The sequence below is a fragment of the Burkholderia catarinensis genome, from assembly GCF_001883705.2.
Classification (GTDB): Bacteria; Pseudomonadota; Gammaproteobacteria; order Burkholderiales; family Burkholderiaceae; genus Burkholderia; species Burkholderia catarinensis.
This window is the reverse complement of sequence record NZ_MDEQ02000024.1, coordinates 1-19,919: the sequence shown is the minus strand read 5'-3', so window position 1 is coordinate 19,919 and position 19,919 is coordinate 1. Positions and strand designations below refer to the sequence as shown.

At 67.0% G+C, this 19,919-nt stretch carries 18 protein-coding genes, 1 pseudogene and 1 riboswitch; of the genes and pseudogenes, 9 read left to right on the top strand and 10 right to left on the bottom strand.

The genetic code is table 11. From position 1 onward, the window contains the following. Positions 1–17: 17 nt before the first annotated feature. A complete protein-coding gene (locus BFF94_RS29445; protein WP_128844557.1) occupies positions 18–950 on the bottom strand; it encodes a CopD family protein in 933 nt (310 codons plus the stop codon). Positions 951–1,328: 378 nt separating this feature from the next. On the opposite strand from BFF94_RS29445, the gene BFF94_RS29440 reads away from it, so the two are divergent. From BFF94_RS29440 to BFF94_RS29430, 3 genes are all read left to right on the top strand, one after another. Further along, a complete protein-coding gene (locus BFF94_RS29440; RefSeq protein ID WP_128844559.1) occupies positions 1,329–2,093 on the top strand; it encodes a c-type cytochrome in 765 nt (254 codons plus the stop codon). A gap of 19 nt (positions 2,094–2,112) precedes the next feature. After that, on the top strand, positions 2,113–3,411 hold the full coding sequence (locus tag BFF94_RS29435; RefSeq protein WP_128844562.1) for a c-type cytochrome: 1,299 nt from the start codon (positions 2,113–2,115) through the stop codon (positions 3,409–3,411). Positions 3,412–3,538: 127 nt separating this feature from the next. Then, positions 3,539–4,990, top strand: a complete 1,452-nt coding sequence (locus tag BFF94_RS29430) for a DEAD/DEAH box helicase (protein WP_128844565.1) — start codon at positions 3,539–3,541, stop codon at positions 4,988–4,990. Here the strand turns inward: BFF94_RS29430 and BFF94_RS29425 are convergent. From BFF94_RS29425 to BFF94_RS29415, 3 genes are all read right to left on the bottom strand, one after another. After that, positions 4,984–5,490, bottom strand: a complete 507-nt coding sequence (locus BFF94_RS29425) for a hypothetical protein (RefSeq protein ID WP_128844567.1) — start codon at positions 5,488–5,490, stop codon at positions 4,984–4,986. The two genes, BFF94_RS29430 and BFF94_RS29425, sit on opposite strands and share 7 nt — an antisense overlap. A 70-nt stretch (positions 5,491–5,560) precedes the next feature. After that, positions 5,561–6,388, bottom strand: a complete 828-nt coding sequence (locus BFF94_RS29420; protein ID WP_128844570.1) for a ferritin-like domain-containing protein — start codon at positions 6,386–6,388, stop codon at positions 5,561–5,563. Between the two features lie 332 nt (positions 6,389–6,720). Further along, complete coding sequence (locus BFF94_RS29415; protein ID WP_128844571.1) at positions 6,721–8,361, bottom strand: gamma-glutamyltransferase family protein; 1,641 nt, start codon at positions 8,359–8,361, stop codon at positions 6,721–6,723. 212 nt (positions 8,362–8,573) lie between these two features. On the opposite strand from BFF94_RS29415, the gene BFF94_RS29410 reads away from it, so the two are divergent. Beyond that, positions 8,574–9,353, top strand: coding sequence for a DeoR/GlpR family DNA-binding transcription regulator (locus BFF94_RS29410; RefSeq protein WP_006493999.1), 780 nt, complete (start codon positions 8,574–8,576; stop codon positions 9,351–9,353). A gap of 301 nt (positions 9,354–9,654) precedes the next feature. Continuing rightward, positions 9,655–9,852 carry a hypothetical protein gene (locus BFF94_RS29405; RefSeq protein WP_006477892.1) on the top strand — a complete coding sequence of 66 codons (198 nt, stop codon included), beginning with the start codon at positions 9,655–9,657 and terminating at the stop codon, positions 9,850–9,852. Positions 9,853–9,942: 90 nt separating this feature from the next. Here the strand turns inward: BFF94_RS29405 and BFF94_RS29400 are convergent, their stop codons facing one another. After that, positions 9,943–10,311, bottom strand: a complete 369-nt coding sequence (locus BFF94_RS29400) for a hypothetical protein (protein WP_219140128.1) — start codon at positions 10,309–10,311, stop codon at positions 9,943–9,945. A gap of 161 nt (positions 10,312–10,472) precedes the next feature. Here BFF94_RS29400 and glpD point away from each other — a divergent pair, with 161 nt between their 5' ends. The 3 genes from glpD to BFF94_RS29385 all read left to right on the top strand — a co-directional run bounded on the left by glpD (position 10,473) and on the right by BFF94_RS29385 (position 14,408). Continuing rightward, complete coding sequence (gene glpD, locus BFF94_RS29395) at positions 10,473–11,996, top strand: glycerol-3-phosphate dehydrogenase (RefSeq protein ID WP_128844575.1); 1,524 nt, start codon at positions 10,473–10,475, stop codon at positions 11,994–11,996. Positions 11,997–12,107: 111 nt separating this feature from the next. Next, positions 12,108–13,610, top strand: a complete 1,503-nt coding sequence (glpK, locus tag BFF94_RS29390; protein WP_219140127.1) for a glycerol kinase GlpK — start codon at positions 12,108–12,110, stop codon at positions 13,608–13,610. An 81-nt stretch (positions 13,611–13,691) separates the two neighbouring features. Next, positions 13,692–14,408, top strand: a complete 717-nt coding sequence (locus BFF94_RS29385; RefSeq protein WP_128844577.1) for an MIP/aquaporin family protein — start codon at positions 13,692–13,694, stop codon at positions 14,406–14,408. An 83-nt stretch (positions 14,409–14,491) separates the two neighbouring features. On the opposite strand, the gene BFF94_RS29380 is transcribed toward BFF94_RS29385, so the two are convergent. After that, on the bottom strand, positions 14,492–14,686 hold the full coding sequence (locus tag BFF94_RS29380; RefSeq protein WP_128844579.1) for a hypothetical protein: 195 nt from the start codon (positions 14,684–14,686) through the stop codon (positions 14,492–14,494). Between the two features lie 64 nt (positions 14,687–14,750). Here BFF94_RS29380 and BFF94_RS29375 point away from each other — a divergent pair, with 64 nt between their 5' ends. Continuing rightward, positions 14,751–15,437, top strand: coding sequence for an HAD family hydrolase (locus BFF94_RS29375; protein ID WP_128844581.1), 687 nt, complete (start codon positions 14,751–14,753; stop codon positions 15,435–15,437). Between the two features lie 92 nt (positions 15,438–15,529). On the opposite strand, the gene ribB is transcribed toward BFF94_RS29375, so the two are convergent. The 4 genes and pseudogenes from ribB to BFF94_RS29355 all read right to left on the bottom strand — a co-directional run bounded on the left by ribB (position 15,530) and on the right by BFF94_RS29355 (position 19,839). Then, a complete protein-coding gene (gene ribB / locus BFF94_RS29370; protein WP_128844583.1) occupies positions 15,530–16,240 on the bottom strand; it encodes a 3,4-dihydroxy-2-butanone-4-phosphate synthase in 711 nt (236 codons plus the stop codon). Positions 16,241–16,358: 118 nt separating this feature from the next. Next, positions 16,359–16,507: riboswitch (FMN riboswitch) on the bottom strand. A 187-nt stretch (positions 16,508–16,694) separates the two neighbouring features. Continuing rightward, on the bottom strand, positions 16,695–17,378 hold the full coding sequence (locus BFF94_RS29365; protein WP_219140126.1) for a helix-turn-helix domain-containing protein: 684 nt from the start codon (positions 17,376–17,378) through the stop codon (positions 16,695–16,697). Positions 17,379–17,573: 195 nt separating this feature from the next. Further along, positions 17,574–18,614, bottom strand: a pseudogene (locus BFF94_RS29360) (MFS transporter); the annotation flags it as partial. 4 nt (positions 18,615–18,618) lie between these two features. After that, positions 18,619–19,839 carry an ISL3 family transposase gene (locus tag BFF94_RS29355; protein WP_128849836.1) on the bottom strand — a complete coding sequence of 407 codons (1,221 nt, stop codon included), beginning with the start codon at positions 19,837–19,839 and terminating at the stop codon, positions 18,619–18,621. Positions 19,840–19,919 lie beyond the last annotated feature (80 nt).

Sequence of the window (19,919 nt, the reverse complement as noted above, 5' to 3'; positions counted from 1 at the left end):
CCGCGCGAAACCTGCCGTCAGCCGAGCGCCGCGAACCCCGGCACGCTGAACGACAGCACCGCGGCCGCGACGAACACGCCGATCATCGTCAGCCCTTCCAGATGCAGGATGTTGCGGAACGTGTGCGCGTCCTCGGTCGAGGCGGTGCGGCGCAAGCGCGGCAGCGCCGAGAAGCGGTTCAGGCCGCCGAGCACGAGCGCGAGCGCGACGAGCAGCAGCTTCAGCAGCAACACGCGCCCCCACGTGCTGCCGTCGAGCGGCGCAAGCGAACCGCCGAGCCCGCGCAGCGCATTGAGCACGCCTGTTCCGAGCAGGAATACGACCGCGATGATCGACGTACGCGACAGTTGCTGGCCGATGCGGATCAGCGCACCGCGCGCGACCGACGAACCGAGCGCCGGCAGCACCGCGAGCCCGCCCGCGAGCACGAGGCCGCCCCACACGGCCGTCGCGAGCAGGTGCAGCGTCTGTACGCCGACCGCCGCGGACAGCGCGCCCGTATCGGCCGCATGGCCGAGCGATGCCTTGCCGGCCGCGACCACGATCACCGCGAGCCACAGCACCGCATGCGCGGCCGGACCGTCCGGCTTCGCCAGCGCGACGATCGCGAGCAACACGGCGCCGGCGAACGCGACGCTCCACGCGAAGCCCGCGTGCGTCTGCATCAGCATGACGGGAATCGCGGCGAACGCGCCGCCGAGCCCCGCGCCGCTCATCGTCGCGGCCTCGTAGACCAGCCAGCCGAGATCCGCGAGCACGAGCGCCAGCGCCGCCGCGGCCAGCGAATGTTGCGCGCGCAGCCATGCGGGATGCGACGGCGCGATGATCGGCCGCGCGCCGTCCTTGCCGAGCCACGCCTTGAGCAGTGCCGAGCCGACCGCCATCGCGAACGCGGCGTCCATCAGCGCGGCGAGCGCGACCTGCCCGATCCACAAGCTGTCGAACTTCATCGCGCACACCCTCCCGGCAACGGCAGGCCGGCAATGCGGCGGCAACAGGACGGACAGCGTGAAGAAGGCAACGGCACGGTAGAAAACGTCATCGATGAATCCGGAAACGGGAGAAATGACTGGACCTGCGGCGGAGGCGGCGCCGCGCGACCCGCGAGTGTACGGTCTTCGATGGTGAAAACGCACGCCGGTTCACACAGTCGCGAAGCAATGCGCGTCAAATTGTCGCAAGTCGCAAACAGACAGGAACCGATGTCCTTTTGCCAAATAGCCGTCATTACCCATCGATGATAGAATGCCGCGTCGCAGCAGCCCGCCTGTCCTGCCGTCCATGCGCCGAGCCGATCGTAGCCCGGACAAGGTCCCCGACGAATAAACATGGAGTCTCGTGTGTCTTCAAGACGCCTCTTCCGTCCGCTGCTCGCCGTTCTGTTGATCGGCGGTGCGGGCCTTATGAGCGCTGCCCAAGCGCAGACCAAGCCAACGGAGCAAGCGCACGCCCAGCAGGCGCCGCTCAAGGCACCCGATACGATGGCCGAGCGCGTTCGCGGCTGTACTGCATGCCATGGCGTCCATGGCCAGGGTACGGACAACGACTATTTCCCGCGTCTTGCCGGCAAGCCGGCCGAGTACCTGTACAACCAGCTCGTCAACTTCCGTGACGGCCGGCGCAAGTACCCGCCGATGAACTACCTGCTGACGTACCTGAACGACGACTACCTGCGCGAAATCGCCGAGCACTTCTCGGCCGAGCGTCCGCCGTACCCGACGCCGGCGAAGCCGACGCTGCCCACCGCGACGCTCGCGCGCGGCAAGCAGCTCGTCACGCAGGGCGATCCGTCACGCAAGCTGCCGGCCTGCGTGGCCTGCCACGGCGCAGGGCTGACCGGCATGCAGCCGGCAATCCCGGGCCTCGTCGGCCTGCACGCCGATTACCTGAGCGCGCAGCTCGGCGCATGGCGCTCGGGCAACCGCCACGCGAAGGCGCCCGACTGCATGCACGACATCGCATCGAAGCTTTCCGACGAAGACGTGACGGCCGTGACCGCATGGCTCGCCGCACAATCGGCACCCGCCAACCCCGTGCCGGCTCCGGCGCGTTCGATGAAGACTCCGCTCGCCTGCGGCAGCGAACCGCAATAAGGCAAGGGAGACAGACACAATGAAACGCAAGTCCCTGTTTGCACTCTCGGCTGCCGCGATCGTCGCGGCCGCCGCCCTCGTGCCGGTCCTGTGGCCGGGCAACGACACGCTGCACGGCGCCTCCGCCGTCGCGGCCACGCCGGCCGACCAGGCCACGCTGATCAAGAAGGGCGAATACCTCGCACGCGTCGGCGACTGTATCGCGTGCCACACCGTGCGCGGCGGCAAGTCGTTCGCGGGCGGCCTGCCGATGGCGACGCCGTTCGGCACGATGTACACGCCGAACATCACGCCGGACGACCAGAACGGCATCGGCAAGTGGACGTCGGACGACTTCTACCGCGCGATGCACACGGGTCGCTCGAAGGACGGCAGCCTGCTCTACCCGGGCTTCCCGTTCGCGAGCTACACGAAGGTCACGCGCGCGGATTCGGACGCGATCTACGCATACCTGCGCTCGGTTGCGCCGGTATCCGTGCCGAGCCGTCCGCACGAACTGAAATTCCCGTTCAACAACCGCAACCTGCTGATCGGCTGGCGCACGCTGTTCTTCAAGGAAGGCGAGTACAAGCCGGATCCGACGAAGTCGGTAGAATGGAACCGCGGCGCCTACCTCGTCGAAGGCCTCGGCCACTGCTCGATGTGCCACACGTCGATCAACATGATGGGCGGCCCGGTGAGCTCGTCGGCATTCGCAGGCGGCCTGATCCCGCTGCAGAACTGGTATGCGCCGTCGCTGACGAACGACAAGGAACTCGGCCTCGGCGACTGGCACGTGCAGGAGCTGTCCGACCTGCTGCAGGCCGGCGTGTCGCACAAGGGCGCGGTGTTCGGCCCGATGGCGGACGTGGTCCACAACAGCCTGCAGTACATGTCTGACGAAGATACGCGCGCGATGTCGACGTACCTGAAGTCGATCCCGCAGAAGGCTGAAGCACCGAAGAACATGCAGTACGAACCGTCGAAGCAGTTCGGCAACGCGCTGTTCGACCAGGGCAAGAAGATCTACGCAGACAACTGCGCGACCTGCCACGCCGAAACCGGCGCCGGCAAGCCGCCTGCGTATCCGCCGCTCGCGGGCAACCACTCGATCATGATGGAATCGGCAGTCAACCCGATCCGCATGGTGCTGAATGGCGGCTACCCGCCGAGCACGTTCAAGAATCCGCGTCCGTATGGGATGCCGCCGTTCGCGCAGTCGCTATCGAACCAGGAAGTCGCGGCAGTCGTCACGTACATCCGCATGTCATGGGGTAACAACGGGACGCCGATCTCGCCGCAACAGGTGAGCGATCTCCGTTCCGCGCCGCTCGACTAAGAAGCGGCCAACACAAACGGGGCGCGGCTGCGGGAAACCGCGGCCGCGCCCTTTTGCATTTTGTAACGCCACATCCCGCGCGGGCCGCGCGAGGCGTTGCAGATCATAAAACTCAAGAGTGGTATCTATGTCTTTCGAATCTCTCGGCTTGGCCGAACCGCTGGTCAAGGCGGTCAATGAGCTCGGCTACACGTCGCCGACTCCGATCCAGCTGCAGGCGATCCCCGCCGTCCTCGGCGGCGGCGACCTGCTCGCCGGCGCGCAAACGGGCACCGGCAAGACCGCCGGCTTCACGTTGCCGATCCTGCAGCGCCTGCATACGTTCTACGCCGAGAATCGCGGCGCGAAGCGCGCGGTGCGCGCGCTGATACTCACGCCGACGCGCGAACTCGCCGCACAGGTCGAGGAAAGCGTCCGTGCATACGGCAAGTACCTGAAGCTGCGCTCGACCGTGATGTTCGGCGGCGTCAGCATCAATCCGCAGATCGATGCGCTCAAGCGCGGCGTCGACATCGTCGTCGCAACGCCGGGGCGCCTGCTCGACCACATGCAGCAGAAGACGATCGACCTGTCGAATCTCGACATCCTCGTGCTCGACGAAGCCGACCGGATGCTCGACATGGGCTTCATCCACGACATCAAGCGCGTGCTCGCGAAGCTGCCGCCGCAGCGCCAGAACCTGCTGTTCTCGGCCACCTTCTCCGATGAAATCAAGGCGCTCGCCGACAGCCTGCTCGACTCGCCGGCGCTGATCGAGGTCGCGCGCCGCAACACGACCGCCGAGAGCATCGCGCAGAAGATTCACCCGGTCGACCGCGACCGCAAGCGCGAACTGCTCACGCACCTGATCCGCGAACACAACTGGTTCCAGGTGCTCGTGTTCACGCGCACGAAGCACGGTGCGAACCGGCTCGCCGAGCAATTGGAGAAGGACGGCATCAGCGCGATGGCGATCCACGGCAACAAGAGCCAGTCGGCACGCACGCGCGCGCTGGCCGAGTTCAAGAACAGCACGCTGCAGGTGCTCGTCGCGACCGATATCGCCGCGCGCGGGATCGACATCGACCAGTTGCCGCACGTCGTCAACTTCGACCTGCCGAACGTGCCGGAAGACTACGTGCACCGGATCGGCCGCACGGGCCGCGCGGGCGCGACCGGCGAAGCCGTGTCGCTCGTATGCGTCGACGAGAAGCTGCTGCTGCGCGACATCGAGCGGCTGATCAAGCGCGAGATTCCGCAGGAAGTGATCGCGGGCTTCGAACCCGATCCGAACGTGAAGCCGGAGCCGATCCAGCAGCGCCGCGGGCAACAGCAGCAGCAGCCGCGTGGCGGCAGCGGCGGTGGTGGCGGCAATCGCCAGCCGCGCGCGGGCGGCTCAGGCCAGCCGGCCGCGAAACGCGACGGCAACGCGCAACCGAAAGCGTCGCAGCAGAAGGCCGCGAAGCCGCGCACGCAAGGCGGCGCCGGCAGCAGCGGCGGACGTCCGGCAGGCGGCGGCAACAGCGCCCGCCCCGCGAGCGGCAACGCCGCGCACGCGAACCGCAACCGTTCGTCGCGCAGCGGCCAGCGCGGTCACTGAAGCCGTGCGGCCGCGCGCCGCAGGTGCTCGACCTGGCGTTGCCAGCGTGCGAGCACCGCGGCGCGCTCCCCTTCCAGCGTGAACGTGACGCCTGTCGCGAGACGCGCATAGCCGACCCGCTGCGCATCGCCGTGTGCGATCGTCGCAGCGAATCCGGCCAGCCCGCCGAAATCGCCTTCGAGCGGCTCGATCCTCAATTGCGCCTGAAAGAATGCACCGTCCGCGACGAGCGTCAACGCGGCCGTGCGCCGTTGCGCGATCGCGCGCGCCGCACGCGATTGCGGCCATAGCGCAATCAGCAGCGTGCGCGCATCGTGCGCATAGATCTCGCCGACGCCGAGCAGCGTCGTGCGCAACTGGCCGTCGTCGGTCGCGACGATCAGCGATGCGGCGAGGTCGGCATGACGCTCGAGCGCGGTACCGTCGAACAGCGAGACGACGGCCGGCGGCCACGCGTCGAACGTCCATTGTTCGAGCGCGTGGCGATGGGAATCGGTCATGATGGCGTGGCCCCGGTGGAGAGCAGATGGCGAAGCCGCAGCATACGCGCGGCGGGCCGTGCGCCGGCGATCAGCGCAAGAATACGTGCCGCGTGATCTTCGTGAGCGGATAGTGAACGCCCGGCTGGATCTTCGCGGGCAGGTCGAGCGGCTTGAGCAGCATCTTCACGCACATGTCGGCCGACAGGTTGCGCCGCACGAGCGAACTGATGCGCGCGACGCGCTCGCGGTTGTATTGGCTGTCGCCGACGCGATCCGGATAGCGGACCGCGAACACGTGGCGCAGCGCGATCTCGGAATCCTCGTTCTTGATTTCCATCACACGGCGCGCGAGTGCACCGAGCACGGCGAGCCGGCCGTTGCCTTCGACCTGGTTGTACTTCTTGAAGAATTTGAAGAAGTGCTTGTAGTGACGCACTTCGTCCGTGCGGATGTTGTCGGTGATTTCCTTCAGCACGGGCTCGTCGGAACATTCGTTGATCGCGCGATAGAGCGTGGCCGTGCCCGTCTCGACGACGCAGCGCGCGACCATCTCGAGCGCACGGGTCTTCTCGAACGCCTCGACCTTGCAGGTCTTCGAATACTCGGCGAAGAAATTCGCGAATGCGGTATCCCAGTCGAACTCGGGCCACACGTGCGCGATGTACGCCTTCAGCGCGCGCCCGTGCTGCAATTCTTCGTGCTCCCATGCATTGTTGAGCCATGCGGAGACTTCCGGATCGTCGTTGAAGAATTCGCTCAGATTGCTCGTGTAGAGATCCGAGCCGCTTTCGATGAACGACGATGCGCACAGCAGCAGCAACAGATCCTCGTTCGCGGCGGCACGCTGACGATCGATCCGGTTCAGGTCGATGTCCTCGATACGCCACGGCATCACATGCGTCGTTTTGGTGTCCATGGTGGTGCGCTCCCAGTCGTCGCGCGCGGGGGCCGGCCCATGCCTCCGGCACAGGCGCCAACCGTCCCGCAAGCGGCGTATTGCTTCGTTTATAGTGAATTGGTCCGGCCGAACCACATTCAGGCATCTTAGCCGGACTTTGATGTTCGTGCTCCAGAGCACTGACCACGCCCGACGAGCGCAGTTCCACGGCGTCTGTTGCCGTTCGTTAGACGAGTCCTTCGAACCGCTTGCAGCCGTTCGATGGTACATGCCGGCACCCAACGAAACGGGCGGCCGTTTCGGCCGCCCGTGAAGCGCAACAACTGCTGGTGAACGCTGGAAGCGAACCGTCAGAAACCGGCCGCCAGGCCATCGCGCCGGCTGTCGCTCGCGGCCACGTAGCCGCGCTCGCGATCGTCGCGGTCGAGACGCCAGATGAACTGCCCCGAACCGAAGTCCATGTAAGGATCGTCGATCGACTTGATCGTATGGCCGCGTGCGGCGAGCGCGTCGACCGTCGCGCGATTCATCGTCGATTCGACGTCGAGCGTGAAGTCGCGGTTGACCTTCCAGCGCGGCGCATCGCAGGCGGCCTGCGGCTGCTGCCCGTAGCCGAGCATCCGCACGACGGTCTGCAGGTGGCCCTGCGGCTGCATGTCGCCGCCCATCACGCCGAAGCTCATCACGGCCTCCGTGCGACCGTCGACCTCCTCGGTGACGAACGCCGGGATGATCGTGTGGAACGGCCGCTTGCCGCCCGCGACGACGTTCGGCGAAGCCGGATCCATCGAGAAACCGTGCCCGCGGTTCTGCAGCGCGATGCCGGTGCCGGGCACGACGAGCCCCGAACCGAAGCCCATGTAGTTCGACTGGATGAAGCTCACCATCATCCCGCGCTCGTCGGCCGCCGACAGGTAGATCGTGCCGCCCGAATGCGGCCGGCCGGCGCCGAAGTGCGTCGCGCGCGCGGGATCGATCAGCTTCGCGCGTTCGGCGAGATACGCGTCGTCAAGCATCTGCTCGGGCGTAACTTCCATCGCACGCGGATCGGCGACGTAGCGATAGACATCCGCGAACGCGAGCTTCATCGCCTCGATCTGCAGATGCTGCGAGTCGGCCGAATCGACAGGCCATTCGGTCAGCCCCGCATGCTCGGCGATCCCGAGCGCGATCAGCGCGGCGATGCCCTGCCCGTTCGGCGGGATCTCGTGAATCGTGTGACGGCCGAAGCGCTTGCCGATCGGCTCGACCCATTCCGGCCGGTACGCACGGAGATCGGCTTCGGTCATCGCGCCGCCGCCTTCGCGGGAGAACGCGGCGATGCGCTCCGCAAGCTCGCCCTCATAGAACGCGCGGGCGCCGTCCTTCGCGAGCGTGCGCAGTGTCTGCGCGTGACCGGGCAGGCATACGCGTTCGCCGACGAGCGGCGCACGGCCGCGCGGCATGAAGGTCTCCGCGAAACCCGGCAGCCCCTGCAGCTCGGGCACGGCGGCCGCCCACTTGTGCGCGACGATCGGCGGCACCGCATAGCCGCGCTCCGCGATCTCGATCGCCGGCTCGAGCAGATCCGCGAACGGCAGCGAGCCGAACTTCGCGTGCAGCGCTTCCCAGCCCGCGATCACGCCCGGCACCGTGACGGTATCCCAGCCGCGCGTCGGCTTGTTCGCGATGCCGTGCGCATCCTCGCCGTGGCGCTTGCGGAAATAGTCGGCGTTCCACGCGGCCGGCGCGACGCCCGACGCGTTCAGCCCGGACAGCCGCTCGCCGTCCCACACGAGCGCGAACGCGTCGCCGCCGAGCCCGCACGACACGGGCTCGACGACCGTGATCGCGGCCGCGGCGGCCAGCGCCGCATCGATCGCGTTGCCGCCCTTCCACAGCATCCGCAGCCCGGCCTGCGCGGCGAGCGGGTGCGACGTCGACACGACGTTGCGCGCGAACACCGGAATGCGGGTCGTCGGATACGGGTTGTGCCAGTTGAAGCCAGTCATCGGTTCCACCTCGTCGAAAGCTGAAATGAGCGCGCCCGCATGCGCGGGCAATCCGCCATTGCAGCGCGATCGGCGGAATCGCACAAATTCATTTGTCACATGAATCCATGCAGTTTCCGCATGAATTGCGTGCAGCCACGCCCCGCAGGCAGGCCGAACGCCGTTGCCGCCCTTACAATACCCGCTCCGTCTCACGACACGACCATCGAGCCATGACCCGAGATCCCCGCCTCACCCTCAACGCGCGCCAGCAGGAACTGCTCGAATGGGTGCAGCGCGACGGCTTCGTGACCGTCGACGATCTCGCCGCGCACTTCGCGGTCACGCCGCAGACGATCCGCCGCGACGTGAACTGGCTCGCCGACCTGAACCTGCTGCGCCGCTATCACGGCGGCGCGAGCCTGCCGACCAGCTCGGAGAACGTGTCGTACACGGCGCGCCAGCGAATGTTCCACGACGAGAAGCGGCGCATCGCGGCGCTCGCGGCGTCGCACATCCCCGACCAGGCATCGCTGTTCATCAACCTCGGCACGACGACCGAGGAAGTCGCACGCGCGCTGAACCGCCATCACGGGCTGCACGTGATCACGAACAACCTGAACGTCGCGTCGATGATGAGCGGCTACCCCGACTGCGAGGTGCTGATCACGGGCGGCATCGTGCGGCCGTGGGACAAGGGTATCGTCGGCGAGCTCGCGATCGACTTCATCCGGCAGTTCAAGGTCGACTACGCGATCATCGGCACGTCGGCGATCGAGGCCGACGGCACGCTGCGCGACTTCGACACGCGCGAGGTGCGCGTCGCCGAGGCGATCATGCAGCACGCGCGCACGGTCTACCTCGTGACCGACCATTCGAAGGTCGGACGCCCCGCGCTGGTGCGCCAGGGCCACCTGAGCCAGGTTCACGCGCTCTTCACCGACAAGCCGCTGCCGCCCGAGATGGCCGACACGGTGGCCGCCGCCGGCACCCAGGTGTACGTCGCGGAATGACGCTTGCGATGCTGCATCGCACCCGAAACTTCAAGTGAAATCAAGAAGTTGGCGCTGCGACCCGACCGCTTGCGCGCGGCCCGGCTGTCAAATGGAAAATTAACGGGGCACGATTTGTCGTTGCGTGCGTACTCGACTAGACTCCAGTTCCCCGGCCCGTTCGCCCGATCCGCCCGTGCCAAGGCGTGTGCGAATCACAGGCCGGCGAATACAGCTTTCCCCCCAAGCCATACCCCGCGGGGTATCGTGCGTCGGCGTTTGCGCCGGCCGCGCGGGCAGACCGATTGCCATGGAGAGAACGATGCTGAGTCCGCATGAATTCGCCACGCTATTGCTTGTGAAGGACGCGCCTGACCAGCGCGACATGGATCGGGATGAGCTCGACATCCTGCTCGAACAGCAGCTCGTCCGCCTGGAAGGGCTCGGCTCGGGACGCAAATACTGCGTGACCGAGACCGGCGACGCCGCGCTGCGATCCATCAAGTACCGCTATTCATAAAATCCCGCTGTTCCTGTGACCTGACCGCGCGGCCGGCTTCCCGGCCGCGCGGTCGTTCCTGCTTCCCCCGCCGGTTCGCCGCAGCCTGCTTCAGCCGCCGCGCAGCGTCGGATCGACCGCCGCCCGCCAGCTGATGGCCTGGGCCCGCGCACCGTTGAAATACGCGATCCAGCCGGCGCGCGCCGCCGCGTCAGGCGCCGCATAGTGCGTCGAAAGTTCGTTTACGAACGCACAATAGTTCGCTTCGGTCAGCCCGCGATACCGTTTCGCCACGTATGCGTCGTACAGCGTCGAGTAGACCGGCTGCGCGTCCGCGCCCCAGTCGCGCGCCGTGCCGCCGCACGACGACTGCAGGTCGACGAACGACGGCGCCCGCCAGTTGCCGGCGAGCGGCGGCGTGCCGGCGCTGCACCCCGCCAGAAGGACGGCGCACACGCCCGCCCACATCCCAATACGCATGATTCACCTCGCGAAACGGTCGATTCCGCCAGTATCGTCCGGGATCGCGCCGCGCGCTACTGGCCCCGCTTCTTCGAACTTTACTTTTTCGATTTCGTTCGTTAAATTTCGAATTCGAACATTTTGTGTTCAACCATTCCATCAGACGATAAGGACAGCAGGTGACCCAACCGAATCGCTACGATCTGCTCGTCGTCGGCGGCGGCATCAACGGCGCGGGGATCGCGCGCGATGCGGCCGGCCGCGGCCTGTCGGTCATGCTCTGCGAGCAGGACGACCTCGCGTCGCACACGTCGTCGTGCAGCACGAAGCTGATTCACGGCGGCCTGCGCTATCTCGAGTACAACGAATTCGGGCTCGTGCGCAAGGCGCTGCAGGAACGCGAGACGCTGCTGCGCGCGGCGCCGCACATCATGTGGCCGCTGCGCTTCGTGATGCCGCACATGCCGAACCTGCGTCCGGCCTGGCTGATCCGCATCGGCCTGTTCCTCTACGATCACCTCGCGAAGCGCGAACTGCTGCCCGGCTCGCGCGGCATCGACATGCGCCGCCATGCGGCCGGCGCGCCGCTGATCGACTCGATCAAGCGCGGCTTCGTGTATTCGGACGGCTGGGTCGACGACGCGCGCCTCGTCGTGCTGAACGCGATGGATGCGAAGGAGCGCGGCGCCGAGATCCTGACGCGCACGAAGCTGGTCTCCGCCGAACGCCGCGGCGACGAATGGGAAGCGCGACTGCAGCACGACGACGGTTCGATCCGCGTCGTGCATGCGCGCGCGATCGCGAACGCGGCCGGCCCGTGGGTCGGCGAAGTGCTGCACGGCGCGCTCGGCCGCGGCGCGCATCACAGCGTGCGGCTCGTGAAGGGCAGCCACATCATCACGCACCGCCTGTTCGATCACGACCACGCGTACATCTTCCAGAACCCGGACAAGCGGATCATCTTCGCGATTCCGTACGAGCACGACTTCACGCTGATCGGCACGACTGACGTCGAATACACGAACGATCCCGCGAAGGTCGCGATCGATCGCGACGAAACGCAGTACCTGTGCGATTCGATCAACCGCTACTTCAAGCGCAAGATCTCGCCGGCCGACGTGCACTGGACCTATTCGGGCGTGCGCCCGCTGCTGGAAGACGAGAACGCGACGAACGCATCGGCCGTCACGCGCGACTACCGCCTCGAGCTGGACGACGGCGCGGGCGCACCGCTGCTGTCGGTGTTCGGCGGCAAGATCACGACGTTCCGCAAGCTCGCGGAAGAAGCCGGCGACATGCTGTGCCGCGCGCTCGGCCGCGACGCGAAGACCTGGACGGCCGGCGTCGCGCTGCCGGGCGGTGACATCGCGAACGCGAAGTTCGACGTGTTCGCCGGCGCGTTCGCGAAACGCCATCCGTGGCTGCCCGCCGCACTCGCCCGCCGCTATGCGCGCGCGTACGGCACGCGCGCGGAGCGCGTGCTCGACGGCGCGAAGTCGCTCGCCGATCTCGGCGCCGAAATCGCGCCGGGCATCCACGACGCCGAACTGCGCTACCTGCGCGACGCCGAATGGGCGACCTGTGCCCAGGACGTGCTGTGGCGCCGCTCGAAGCTCGGCCTGCACGTCGCGCCGGGCACGCTCGATGCCGTGACGGCCGCGGTCGATGCCTGGTTCGCCGCCGCGCACGCGCCGCACGCCTGATCCAAACGTAGTTGCAGTTGCAGTTGCCTCACCGACGTTGACTCACCGACGCGCCGCCCCATATGCGGCGCGCATCACAACTAAGCCAATCCACGGATGGAGATGAGAGACATGCAGGACCAGTACATCCTCGCGCTTGACCAGGGCACCACGAGTTCCCGCGCGATGCTGTTCGATCGCCAGGGCAATATCGTATCGATCGCCCAGAAGGAATTCGAACAGATCTACCCGCAACCCGGCTGGGTCGAGCACGACCCGCAGGAAATCTGGTCGACGCAAGCCGGCGTCGCCGCGGAAGCCGTCACGCGCACGGGCCTGAACGGCACGTCGATCGCCGCGATCGGCATCACCAACCAGCGCGAGACGACGATCGTCTGGGATCGCGAGACGGGCCAGCCCGTCTACAACGCGATCGTCTGGCAGGATCGCCGCACGGCCGACTTCTGCGACTCGCTGAAGAAGCAGGGGCTCGAGGCGAAGGTGCGCGCGAAGACCGGCCTGCCGATCGACTCGTACTTCTCCGCGACGAAGATCCGCTGGATCCTCGACAACGTGCCGGGCGCACGCGACCGTGCGCGCCAGGGCAAGCTCGCGTTCGGCACCGTCGACAGCTGGCTCGTGTGGAACTTCACGAAGCACGAACTGCACGTGACCGACGTGACGAACGCGTCGCGCACGATGCTGTTCAACATCCATACGCGCGAGTGGGACAACGAGCTGCTGGAGCTGCTCGACATCCCGCGCAGCATGCTGCCGGAAGTGAAGGCGTCGTCGGAAATCTACGGCCATACGAAGACCACCGTATTCGCGTCGAAGATCCCGCTCGCAGGCATCGCCGGCGACCAGCACGCGGCGCTGTTCGGCCAGATGTGCACGACCTCGGGCATGGTGAAGAACACCTACGGCACCGGCTGCTTCCTGATGATGAACACCGGCGACAAGCCGATCGAGTCGAAGAACAATCTCGTCACGACGATCGCGTGGCAGATCGGCGACGACGTGCAGTACGCGCTCGAAGGCAGCATCTTCATCGCGGGCGCGGTCGTGCAGTGGCTGCGCGACGGCGTCGGCATCATCAAGACGGCCGCGGAGATCGAAGCGCTCGCCGCGAGCGTGCCGCATACCGACGGCGTCTACCTCGTGCCCGCGTTCGCCGGCCTCGGCGCGCCGCACTGGAACGCGCGGGCGCGCGGCTCGGTGTTCGGCGTCACGCGCGGCACGACCTCCGCGCACCTCGCGCGCGCGGCGCTCGATGCGATTGCGTACCAGTCGCTCGACGTGCTCGCCGCGATGGAAGCCGACTCGGGCATCAGCATCGGCGAGCTGCGCGTCGACGGCGGTGCGAGCGCGAACGACCTGCTGATGCAGTTCCAGGCCGACCTGCTCGGCGTCGACGCGGTGCGTCCGCAGATCACCGAGACGACCGCGCTCGGCGCGGCCTACCTCGCGGGCCTCGCGATCGGCTACTGGAAGAACCTCGACGAAGTGCGCAGCCAGTGGCAGCTCGATCGCCGCTTCTCGCCGTCAATGCCGAAGGAGCAAGTCGAGCAACGCATGGCCGGCTGGCAACGTGCGGTACGCGCCGCGAAGGCGTGGGCCGACGACACCCAGTAACCGTCAGGCATCCCGAAGAAACACAACAACACCGGCGGACCGCGCAACGCGCGAGTCCGCCGAGACATACGAGAGACAACCATGTCACCTTATATTGCGGAATTCATCGGCACAGCGATCCTCGTGCTGCTCGGCAACGGCGCGGTCGCAAACGTGCTGCTTGCAAAGACCAAGGGCAAAGGCGCGGACCTGATCGTGATCGTGATGGGCTGGGCGATGGCCGTATTCGTCGCCGTCTACGTGACCGCGTCGTTCAGCGGCGCGCACCTGAACCCGATCGTCACGATCAGTCTCGCGCTCGCGGGCAAGTTCGCGTGGTCGAAAGTCGGCGGCTACATCCTCGCGCAGATGCTCGGCGGGATGGCAGGCGCGCTGCTCGTGTGGCTCGCGTACCGTCAGCACTTCGCGAAGGAAGCCGATGCCGACCTGAAGCTCGCGGTGTTCTGCACGGCGCCCGCGATCCGCAGCGTCACGCACAACGTGCTGACCGAAGCGATCTGCACGTTCGTGCTGATCCTCGGCGTGCTGTACCTCGCATCGCCACAAGTCGGCCTCGGCGCACTCGACGCGCTGCCCGTCGGCCTGCTCGTGCTCGGCATCGGCATCTCGCTCGGCGGCCCGACCGGCTATGCGATGAGCCCCGCGCGCGACCTGTCGCCGCGCATCATGCACGCGCTGCTGCCGATTCCCGGCAAGCGCGACAGCGACTGGCGCTATGCGTGGGTGCCCGTCGTCGGCCCGCTGCTCGGCGGCGCCGCGGCGGCCGGCCTGTATCTGCGCCTGCACGCGACGATCTGAGCGCGGTTTGACCGAAGCGCGCGGCATGCACCGCCGCGCGCTTCTCTCCCCTCCTCCCACGCAGCACCTCCGCTTCACTCCCGCTACCGGTCGCCCGCGGCCGTCACCAGCGATTTCAGCTTCACTCCCGTATCCGCGACAGCAGCCGGCGTCACGTCGATCCGGCGCTCGACCGCGAGGCCCGCGTCGCGCGCCCGGCAGCACACCTGTACGACCGGTACGACACACCGCGGCGGCACGGCCGCATCGGGCAAATTTGCCGAAACGTCGCGCGGCATGCGCGTGAAAGCACGTATGATGGCGCATTGATCGGCGTCGCCGACATCCCGCTTTTTCACCACCATGCTCGATCACCTCATCTGCGACTGCGACGGCGTGCTCGTCGACAGCGAAGTCATCGCCGACCGCGTGCTGCTTGAAACGCTGACCGCCACGTTCCCGAACATCGATTTCGAAGCCGCCGCGAAGTCGGCGTTCGGCCAGCAGACGTCACGCTTCCTCGCGGGGCTCGAATCCCGCTTCGGGATCGAGATGCCCGCCAACTTCATCGAGACCGTCGAGCACAACATCGAGATCGCGCTGGCGCAATCGCTCGCGCCGATCACCGGCGTGCGCGACGCACTGCTGAAGGTCAGCCTGCCGGCCGCGGTCGTGTCGAACAGCCGGCTCGTGCGCGTGCGCAACTCGCTGAAGCGCGCATCGCTCACCGAAATCTTCGGCGAGCGCGTGTTCAGTTCCGAGCAGGTGGCGCGGCCGAAGCCCTACCCCGACGTCTACCTGCATGCGGCGCAAACGCTCGGCGTCGCGCCGGAGCGCTGCATCGTCGTCGAGGACAGCGTGTCGGGATTGAATGCCGCGCGTGCGGCGGGAATGAAGACGATCGCGTTCGTCGGCGCGAGCCACATCCCCGACAACTACGCGGACGCGCTGCGCGCGATGGGCATCACGCGAATCATGCGCAAGATGGACGAACTGCCTGCGCTCGTCGAAGCCGGCATGCGCGGCGAATTCGGCGACGTGCAGTCCTGACGGTCATTCGGGCCGGATCAGGCCGACCCGGCGTGCGCCGGTTTCACGCACACCGCGCCACGGGCGCGCGAACGCGCCCGTTTTCTCCTCGTTCAGGCCGGTTCGCAGCAGCGCTCGCGCGCGGCCGCCAGCGCCTCGCGGAATTCGACGAGTTCCGCAATCGTCAGCATCGGCAGCCCGTGCCGTTGCGCGAAACGCTCGACGTCGTCGCCGCGCGTCATCGTGCCGTCCGGATTCATCAGCTCGCACAGCACGCCGGCCGGCTTCAGGCCCGCGAGGATCGACAGGTCGACCGTGCCTTCGGTATGACCTCGGCGCGCGAGCACGCCGCCCGGTTGCGCGCGCAGCGGAAACACGTGGCCGGGGCGCACGATGTCGTGCGGCTTCGCGCCGTCGGCGATCGCCGCGCGGATCGTCGTCACGCGATCGGCCGCCGAAACACCGGTATGCACGCCTTCGCGCGCCTCGATCGACACGGTGAACGCGGTACCGTTGCGGCTCTCGTTGGTCTGCACCATCGGCGGCAGCTCGAGCGCGCGCACCGTGTCGTCGGTCAGGCACAGGCATACGATGCCGCTGCATTCGCGAATCAGCAGCGCCATCGTCTCGGGCGTGATGCGCTCGGCGGCAACGATCAGGTCGGCCTCGTTCTCGCGGTCGTGATCATCCTGCAGCACGACCGCACGGCCTGCGCGCATCGCTTCGAGCGCAGCGGCGATGCGCGGCGGCACCGGTTCGGAATCCAGCAACGGGAGATCGGCGAAGGCGTCGGCGGGTGCCGACGAAACGGACATCAAGGACATGTGAAACGCTCCTCGCAAATACGATTTGGGCGAAAAACGTTTCAGGGCATTGCAAACAGACAGAACGACAACCCGCTTCGCACGCATGGCGAAGCGGCCCTGGCGGACATGACTATCTGCACATCTTCTCTCATCCGGACTATGACCGTCGGCTCTGGCATTCGACCAGATCTGCTGACCCCGCGCGGTTGCGCGGGCGCTCGCGGGCTCGCCGGCTTACGCCAGCCTACCGCCGGTGGGGAATTTCGCCCCGCCCTGAAGACGCACTGATTGCCGGATGGGGGCTGCCCATCACCGGCGGGCCAAGCATACAACAGCCGCGCGCGTCGCGCAGCGAACCACACCTAAAACCTTACTGACGACTCCGTCTAACCGCATCGTCCAAACGGCCGACCGCCGGGCCTCGATCCCGCACGAGATGCGGGAAGACGGACGCTCCGTACGGCCCGCGCGGTCAGTTGGCCGCGTGCGCCGCGTCGGGCACGAGCCAGCGCGGCGGCACCTCGGGGCTCACCGTCACGCGGAACGCGCGCGCCTCGCTGTCGCCCGGGTTGCGCAGGCTGTACGGCTGGTCGGCATCGAACACGATCGCGTCGCCGGTCGCGAGCAACTGGCGGCGGTCATGCACGCTGACCTCGAGCGTGCCCTCGCTGACGACGAGGTTGACCGTCGTGCCGGGCGCGCGGCGCGCGCCGGGCTCCGTATGCAGCGGCGCGATCCGCAGCTCGTGGAACTCGGCCGCGGCCGGCTCGCCTTCCGGGTACAGCGCGCGCGCCGAGAAACGGCCGTTCGAGCTGACGACGCGCGACGCGCGCTCGGCCGCCAGGTGCTCGAAGCCGTTCACCGCATGGCGGCGCAGGAACGCGGCGACCGACACCTTCAGCGCCGCAGCGATCTTGCAGAGCACCTTGATCGACGGCACGCTGCGCGCCGACTCGATCTGCGCGAGCATCGCGCGCGACACGCCGGACAGCCGCGCGAGCGCATCGAGCGACAACTGCCGCTCGGCGCGCAACCGCGCGAGGTTCACGCCGACGACCTGTTCGAGAACGTCGAGCGACGCGGCAGCCCGCGCTTCGGCGGCGTTGCCGGACTCGAAGGAAGACAGATCGCGCACGAGCGCCAGGGATGAAGACATAGCGTTGCCTCCGGGCCGCTGCGCGGCCCTGCGTAGGGGGTAAGCCGGGATCGGAATCGCGTTACGCCAGCAATGGCGCGTATCGAGACGCTATCACCCGGCCCTGTGCGGGCAAACGAAGTTATCTTCACACCGTTATCAGCATCGCGGAGGAATGCGTTTCTCGCGCACCTTTTCCTGCCGCTATCACGTCGCTCATTGCGCCGCCGGCGCCGCGCCGCGAGCCAGGCCGCGTGCGTCGAGCCGCATCGCGAGCCACGTGACGACCAGCGCCGCGAACGTCACCGCGACGGCGACCCACGGCAGCATGTCGAGCGCGAACCCGTGGCCGAGCGCGAGGCCGCCGAGCCACGCGCCGCCCGCATTGCCGACGTTGAACGCGCCGATGTTCAGCGTCGACGCGAGGTTCGGCGCGCTCGCGGCCTGCTGGACCACGCGCATCTGCAGCGGCGGCACCGTCGCGAACGCCGCGATCCCCCATACGAACACGGTGATGGCCGCCGCGACCGGATGGTGGCTGGTCTTCGCGAACACGGCCATCACCGCCATCAGTCCAACCAGGATCGCGATCAGCGACGGCATCAGCGCGCGGTCGGCGAGCTTGCCGCCGAGCGTGTTGCCGATCGTGAGCCCCGCGCCGAACAGCACGAGGATCAACGCAACCGAGCGCGGCGAGTAGCCCGACACGGACTGGAGGATCGGCGCGATATACGTGAACACGACGAACACGCCGCCGAAGCCGAGCACGGTCATCAGCAGCGCGAGCCACACCTGCGGCTCCTTCAGCACGCGCGCCTCGCGACCGAGGCCGACCGGCCCGCCGTCGTGCCGGTTCGGCACCAGCAGTGCGACGCCCGCGAGCGACAGCACGCCGAGCGCGGCGACGATCCAGAACGACGCGCGCCAGCCGAGCAGCTGGCCGACGAACGTGCCGAACGGCACGCCGAGCACGTTCGACAGCGTGAGCCCCGTGAACATCAGCGCGATCGCGCTGGCGCGCTTGTCGGCCGGCACGAGTGACGCGGCAACCACCGCGCCGATCCCGAAGAACGAGCCGTGCGCGAACGACGTGACGACCCGCGCGACCATCAGCATCCAGTAACCGGGCGCCATCGCGCACAACACGTTGCCGACGATGAAGATCGCCATCAGCAGCTGCAGCGCGGCCTTGCGCGGCATGCGGCTCGTCAGCACCGCGAGCAGCGGCGCGCCGGCCGCGACGCCGAGCGCATAGCCGGGTTCATCGCGGATTACCGGGGAACGCGGCGCGGATCTTCAGGAAGAAGTATTCCTCGTCGCGGTACCCATAAGCCCGACGCTTGATGACCTTGATGGTGTTGTTGATGCCTTCAACGATGCTGGTATTGAGCGGGTGGCGGCAACGAGTCACGATACCGTGCCAATAGCCCTGCAAGCGTTCAGCGAACTTTTGCAGGGCAGCGATTCCGCTTTGCTGAGCCTGTTCGATCCACTGCTCCCAGGCCTTTTCCGCCCAGGCTGGCTTGCGATAGAACCAGAGCCGTTTGAGTTCATCGCGCAGAACATAGACACATAACAGCGACTGATTGGCGGCCAGCAACTCCTTCAGGTGCACGGCCTGTTCCGGCTTCAGATTGTGGCGGTTGCGCAGCAACAGCCAGCGGCTGGATTTCAGAACCTTCCGGGCCGGCTTGTCATGGCGCAGTTGATTGGCCTGATCCACCCGTACCCGATCGATCACCTCGCGCCCGTACTTGGCCACGACGTGGTACAGATCGAAGACGATTTCCGCTTGCGGGCAGTGCTCCTTGATCTCCAGCTCATAGGCCGTGGTCATGTCGATTGCCACCGCCTCGATGCGCTCGGCAACGCCTTCGGGAAGCTGTTCGAAGAAGGCTCGGGCCGTTTCGCGCGAGCGTCCCGGGCCGACCCAGAGGACCTGCCGGCCAATCGGATCGACTACCACCGTGGCATAACGATGGCCTTTATGCAGAGCAAACTCGTCCATTGCCAGATAACGGATCGTCGACCAGTCCGGCTCGGCCACACGCGCTCGCAAGCGCATCTTGTCGATCGATTTGACCGTGTGCCAACCCAGATCGTAGAAGGCAGCCACCGCCTGCACACTGGCCGATTGCAGCAGCTTCTCGCAGGCCTTGGCGAATCGCTCCGTCACGCGCTGGTAGCGGCCCAGCCACGCCAGCTTCTCCAGCCGCGGGCCGCCGCAGCTTTCGCACCAGACTCGGCGACGGGGAACGTGCAGCACCACCCGGTATTCGAACAGGGGCAGGTCACGCACCCGGCGAACCGTCGTCTCGTGGATCTGCTGGCAGCGCGCCCCGCATTGTTCGCAGTACATCACCTTGCTGACCGGCTTCAGATACAGCGACAGCGTGTGGCTTTCTCCTTCCGGCCATTCCACCCGCTCTAACCGATAGCCGGTCCAGCAACCCAGCGCTTGAAGTGCCTTGCGATCGAGCAATTCTTCCTCCTGACCTCCTAAAGTCAGGCGTCAGATTACGCAATCGCCCTCAAACCCTCCACGGTTTCCTGCGAAGAACC